Origin of the sequence: Dietzia sp. Cai40 (genome assembly GCF_014145165.1) — a bacterium.
Taxonomy (GTDB): Bacteria; Actinomycetota; Actinomycetes; order Mycobacteriales; family Mycobacteriaceae; genus Dietzia; species Dietzia natronolimnaea.
Genome location: NZ_JAALEB010000051.1, coordinates 1 through 6,020 on the forward strand (window position 1 = coordinate 1; position 6,020 = coordinate 6,020).

Here is a 6,020-nt window from a genome sequence, read left to right on the forward strand (position 1 = left end):
CGCACGCTCCCGCGGCTGACGATGAGCACCTCCTCGCCCCCGTCACCCGAGCGATTGAGCAACGTCCCGATTCGATCAGCCATCGGAAGAGCCTTCCGTCCGGAATCTGTACCACTACACACTAGACCCCGAGGGACGACGTTTCGTAACTCTAGAAACCACCCTGTGACACAGCGGCGATGGCGGACTCGCGCTCGTCCCGCATGGGTGTACCCAAAAGAGACTAGTCGGAGCCTCACTTGCCGACGTGTGAACCGAACCGATATTCGGTGAGTTCTCCCGGCGCCTGGTGGCAGTAAAGTGCCTGGCAGCCCGAACTTTCCGCGCCGACGCCGATGGGCTCCGCCAGATGCACGCCTGGCGTAGTTCTTCAGTAGTGAACGCCGGACGCAACTGCCCAAGAGTGAGTACCAACGACGATGTGACAATGCTGCGAAGCTTGGATAGTATGCAGATGAGCAATGAGTCGGCCCTCTGGGCTTACGCCCCGACAGTCGGCCAGGCCCCTCGGTGTAGCTACGGCAGCCAGGGGCTGCTCTTTTTTGTGCCTCGCCTAGTCCCCAGCCTCAAGAAAATACACTTGAGGCTTCACGATCTCGAAGAGCTCGTTGGTGCCGTCTGTGTGAGTGATGGTTCGGCGGAACGCGGATGACACGAGATCTGGAAGCCACAGCAGCCGCTCGGCACTCGGAGAGGTCTGCAGGAGTCGCGTATTTCGTGGGATCCGATTTTCGCGGATCAATTCTTTGTGGTTCTTGTCATCCTTATTCCGGAAGTTTCTCTGGTTACGCTCTTCGAGGATGAGCAACTCTATAGGGCTCCAACTGCCGGCCCGGCCAGCGGCGAGTTCTTCCGCCAACGACCGATAGCAGGCGCGGCGAGCGTCTTCTGCGTCATGGTCGACGGGGTCTACGGACACCTGATGGGCAATCACGCAGGTCTCCTTCCCGTCAGCGAGATACCCGAGCATGTCCTCAGTAGCCCGTCGCCCTCCTGCCGTGAGCAGAGCCTCGGTGGTGTGCCAGTGCGTCGAGCCCGCAATCTCGAGAAGCCCTCCGCGCAACTCGTCCATGTCATCTTGAGCAACTACAACCGCGGTGAAAAGATAGAACGTCTTGCGGTGGTGCCCTATCGGATCCGGCGCCTGATAGGACTCGTCGAGGTAGGCGACGTGACTCTTTGTTCGGCGGTACGCCTCGGCGACAATCGACGCCTTGCGGTCAGAGAAGCCCATCTGGGGCATCTTAGACTCGCGCCGGCAGCGCACCTTCGACTCGGCCACAATGTACACACCCCAAACATTGCAACGACAGGCTTCTCCCTACGAGGGTGTCAGGTGCGATTTTTCCTAGTCGTCCTGCTTCTTCTTCGCCTCAATCAGTCGGACGGCGCGTGCGTTAACGCGATCCGAGATCAAGGGAAGGAGGCGGAGCACAAAGTGCCCGGCCCCAAGTAGCAGGACGGCCGCGAGGTCCAGCTTGTCGACGACGTCGAGAACCTGCATATCGCAACCTCCCCTCATGGTGGAGAGATGCCACGCCTGGCCGATTGCCAGGCTGAGTGCCGCGGCCAGATACTGGCCAGCGACCTGAACTGCGCCTGGGCGCAGGCTGCCAGCGTCATAGCCAGCAGGTTGTTGCGGCGAGCAAAATGACGAAAACCCGGTCGATGACCGGGTTTTTGAGCGCATGAATCCGCAACAAGAGAAATATAGCATTTCGACTGTCAAACTCGGCGAATACTCCAAGTCCAGTCGTTGCGCGAGAATAAGCAGTCTCTAGCGGTGCGTCCGGGAACTTCCTGACGGGGAATGACGGACAATCAGAGCAACCCCACCACTTGCATCCTGAAAGGTTGCTCACGTGTCATCGCCTTGGCTCACTACTGCTGTTTCGGAGTTCGGGCAGCGTTGCAAAGCCAAGTTGGCCGGTCCGGGGAGCCTGTCAAGATAATTGTGTGAATTTGGGTTAGTGATGTCTGTCACATGTGGGGGTCGAAGCGTTCCGGGTAGGCCAGTGCGAGTTCGGCCAGTGCGGCTCGCCAACCGTGGATGGTGGCGCCTTCGACGAGTCTGGGGATCGATTTCCGGGGGCCTGCGTGGCCGTCTGCTCGGCGTTGAGCGTCCTTGGCGCGTTCTCGGTCTCGTCGGTCCTCGATGTTGCGTATGGCTAGCCATAGCAGCTTGATCGCGGCGGCATCGCTGGGGAAGTGCCCGCGGTTCTTGGTGATCTTGCGCAGCTGGTAGTTCAGCGACTCGATCGAGTTCGTGGTGTAGATCAGCTTGCGTGTGGCTGGGCCGAAGGCCAGGAACGGGATGAACCGCTCCCAGGCGGCCTCCCACGACCTGACGGCGGTGGGGTACTTGGCGCCCAGCGGCGATTCGGCGAAGGCCTCCAGTGCGGCTCTGGCGGCCTCGGCGTTGGCGGCGGTGTAGATCGGCTTGAGTGCCTTGGCCACGTTCTTGCGGTCGCTGTAGGACACGAACCGCATCGAGGCCCGGATCAGGTGCACCACGCAGGTCTGCACCTCGGCGAAAGGCCAGGTCGCGGCAATCGCCTCGGACAGTCCGGTCAGCCCGTCGCAGGCCACGATCAGGACGTCTTTGACGCCGCGATTGGCCAGTTCGGCGCACACGCTGGCCCAGAACGCCGCGCCTTCCTTGGCCTGCACCCAGATGCCGAGCACGTGCTTGACGCCCTCAAGATCGACCCCGACCGCGATGTGGGCAGCGCGGGTCTTCACGTGGGCTCCATCGCGGATCTTGATGTGGATCGCGTCCAGGAACACCACCGGGTAGAACGCCTCCAACGGGCGGTGCTGCCAGGCGGCGACTTCGTCCAGGACCGCGTCAGTGACGTTGGCGATGGACTCGTGCGACAGCTCCACCCCCAGGGTCCGCGCGAGGTGGTGCTCGATCTCCCGGACGGTCATTCCGCCGGCGTACAGCGAGATGATCTGGTCCTCCAGCCCGCCGAGCCGGCGGGCGCCCTTCGGGACGAGCTGGGAGGCGAACGAACCCTGCCGATCGCGGGGCTGATCCAGCTCCACCGGGCCGACCTCGGTGGCCACGGTCTTGCGCGAAGTGCCGTTGCGGTGGTTTCCGTCCCCGCCACGGGCGTGGGCATCGCGGCCCAGATGCTCGGTCAGCTCGGCGCCCATGCCCCGCTCAAGGACGGCCTTGAGCATCTCGTTCAAAAAGCCGTCCTTGCCAGTCAACTCCAACCCTCGCGAACGGGTCTCGGCGAGTACGTGATCAATCAGCGCATCCGAGAACACCTCCCGGCGAAGCCCAGCAGCATCTGATACATCCGTAGCGTCGTGGTCGTCAACAGCCATAGCGTTCATGATTCCTCCTCCGGATCAACTCACACAGACCATCTGACACGCCCGGTCCGGGTGAGGCAGAAGCGGCGATCCGGGCTCCGATCGAACAGTTACTCGCCGCCGCTGGCGAGCACCTTTCCTTGGATGTGGTCCCACACGACGAGGTCCGCGACGACGACCGCGGCGTTCGTCCCGACTACGCGATCAGCGTCGGCGGTGCGATCACTGGGTACGTCGAGGTCAAGAAGCCTGGCGCCAACTTAGACCCGGTCTCCATGCGAGGCCACAACCTCAAACAGTGGACGAGGCAGAAGGACCTCCCGAACCTGATCTACACCAATGGCACGGAGTGGCGGCTCTACCGCGATAGCGAGCCGGTCGGAGATCCGATACACCTTGCCGGCGGGCCGCTCCGCACGGCTGGAGCGGAGCTTTCCGCGCCCGCAGAGTTCGAGCAGTTCCTGACCGACTTCCTGCGGTGGGAGCCAGCGCCCATCACCAGCGTGATCGCTCTCGTTCGGGCTATCGCGCCGCTGACTCGACTTCTGCGCGGTGAAGTCTTGGACCAGCTCGCCACCGAGCAGCGCAAGATCAAGGCGGGAGCTCGACGCGAAGATCAGCCATTCCATGGACTCGCCAGGGACTGGCGACACCTGCTATTTCCGACCGCTGACGACGCGACCTTCGCCGACGGCTACGCGCAAACCGTCACGTTCGCCCTCCTCCTCGCCCGAACCGAAGGCATCACACTCGCCGATACCGGCGGCCTGCACGCAGTGGGCACGAAACTTGCGGGACAACACTCCCTCATGGCCCGAGCGCTTCAACTGCTGACCGACTACGTCGCAGCTGACTTCAAGGTCACCATCGACCTCCTGGTGCGTGTCATCGACGCCGTGCAGTGGCCGAAGGTCCGCGCCGGCCGCCGCGACACCTATCTCCACCTGTACGAAACCTTCCTCGACGTCTACGACCCGCAGCTGCGGCAAAAATCCGGTTCGTACTACACACCACGTGAAGTGGTCGAGCAAATGGTCCGCCTCACCGAAGAAGTCCTGGAAACACGATTGGGTAGAACCGCAGGATTCGCCGACCCGGATGTGGTCGTGGCCGACCCCGCGATGGGCACGGGCACATTCCTACACACGATCATCGAGCACGTCGCGGCCCGAGTGGCCGAGCGAGACGGGCAGGGCGCCGTTGCGGGGGCAGTAAGCCAACTCGCCAAGCGGCTTGTCGGATTCGAACTCCAGACGGGCCCATTCGCCGTCGCCGAACTGCGTGCCACCGACCTACTCACCGATCTCGGTGCCAACCTCCCACCGGCAGGCCTGGGAATGTACGTCACCGACACCCTCGACGACCCCCACGCCGAACAGACCCAACTCGGATCTGGCCTTGAGTTGATCAGTCGGTCTAGGTCGAGGGCTGCCCGTATCAAGGCTAAGTCCAAAGTCACTGTGGTGATTGGCAACCCGCCCTATGACGAACGGGCACAAGGTCGCGGCGGCTGGATCGAGAACGGAAGCGACAGCGAGAAGACGAAGAAAGGCGGCGGTTACCGCCCCTTAGATGACTTCCGCGCCGAGGGAAACGGCCGCACCGAGTACGTCCTCAAGAACCTCTACATCTACTTCTGGCGGTGGGCTACCTGGAAAGTCTTCGACGCCAACGCAAACCTACCCAACGGTGACGTGGGAGTCGTTTGCTACATCACCACCTCAGGCTATCTACGCGGCGCCGGATTCAAGGGCATGCGCGAGTACCTACGCCGCACCACCAGCGAAGGCTGGATTATCGATGTCTCCCCCGAGGGAATGCGTCCCGACGTACCGACTCGAATCTTCCCTGGCGTGCAGCAACCACTCGCGATCGCGATCTTCACTCGCCGCCCGGATTGCGATTCAGATGTGCCGGCCACGATTCACTACACCGCGATCCACGGCCGACGGTTCGAGAAGTACGACGCCCTGACCAAACTGAACCTCGACGGTGACCAGTGGCGCCAAGCTCGCACAGCCTGGCAAGCACCGTTCACACCAGCAGCAGACACCGACTGGGACGACTTCCCTGCGGTCAATGACCTTCTCCCATGGACAGCTCCTGGGATAAAGCCGAACCGCACCTGGGTTTACGCGCCCGCTCGCGAAATCCTGTCGGATCGACTCCTGCGGGTTATCTCTGAGAGCGACCCCGACCGCAAGAAGGTTCTGTTTAAAGAGACGTCATCGTCCCACCTAGAAACCACCACGAAACCCCTCAGCGGTTCGGATACAGAACAAGGCACCGCCGCGCCGTTCTCCGAAGAGAAGCCGGCTCACGCCCGGGCTGCGAGGCACGTGCGGGTCGGATTTCGATCGTTCGACCGCCAATGGCTCATTGCCGATCGACGATTGATGCACCGTCCGTCCCCTGATCTCTGGGCAGCACGGCGTCCAGGGCAGATCTTCGTCGTGGAGCAGCACGCCGAAGCAATCAGCCACGGACCAGGGGTTGTGTTCTCGGCGCTGATCCCTGACATGCATCACTTCAACAATCGGGGAGGACGAGCGCTCCCGCTACTGCACCCCGGCGGGCGACCTAACATCGCCGCCGGCCTCCTTGGCGCACTGTCCACACTTACTGGGCGCCCTGTCACACCAGAGGATGTTGTCGCCTACCTAGCCCGGGTGATTCACGGGGATCTGCGGATCGCT

Annotated in this window: 4 protein-coding genes; 1 reads left to right on the top strand and 3 read right to left on the bottom strand. The window is 62.4% G+C overall.

Annotated elements, in window-relative coordinates; translation table 11 throughout:
- Positions 1-553 precede the first annotated feature (553 nt).
- From G6022_RS02380 to G6022_RS02390, 3 genes are all read right to left on the bottom strand, one after another.
- The gene (locus G6022_RS02380; RefSeq protein WP_095719448.1) at positions 554-1,234 is read right to left on the bottom strand and encodes a hypothetical protein; all 681 of its coding nucleotides are present in this window, start codon (positions 1,232-1,234) and stop codon (positions 554-556) included.
- A 114-nt stretch (positions 1,235-1,348) separates the two neighbouring features.
- Positions 1,349-1,690, bottom strand: coding sequence for a hypothetical protein (locus tag G6022_RS02385; protein WP_182611315.1), 342 nt, complete (start codon positions 1,688-1,690; stop codon positions 1,349-1,351).
- 290 nt (positions 1,691-1,980) lie between these two features.
- Positions 1,981-3,345, bottom strand: a complete 1,365-nt coding sequence (locus tag G6022_RS02390) for an IS256 family transposase (protein ID WP_096905727.1) — start codon at positions 3,343-3,345, stop codon at positions 1,981-1,983.
- A 125-nt stretch (positions 3,346-3,470) separates the two neighbouring features.
- On the opposite strand from G6022_RS02390, the gene G6022_RS16655 reads away from it, so the two are divergent.
- Positions 3,471-6,020, top strand: a 2,550-nt coding sequence (locus tag G6022_RS16655; protein WP_347238142.1) for a type ISP restriction/modification enzyme, incomplete at its 3' end; no start/stop codon positions are given.

Excerpts from the sequence above, each read along its gene's own strand:
- G6022_RS02385 (WP_182611315.1), bottom strand. The coding sequence starts at position 1,690 with ATGCGCTCAAAAACCCGGTCATCGACCGGGTTTTCGTCATTTTGCTCG.
- G6022_RS02380 (WP_095719448.1), bottom strand. The coding sequence starts at position 1,234 with ATGGGCTTCTCTGACCGCAAGGCGTCGATTGTCGCCGAGGCGTACCGC.
- G6022_RS02390 (WP_096905727.1), bottom strand. The coding sequence starts at position 3,345 with ATGAACGCTATGGCTGTTGACGACCACGACGCTACGGATGTATCAGAT.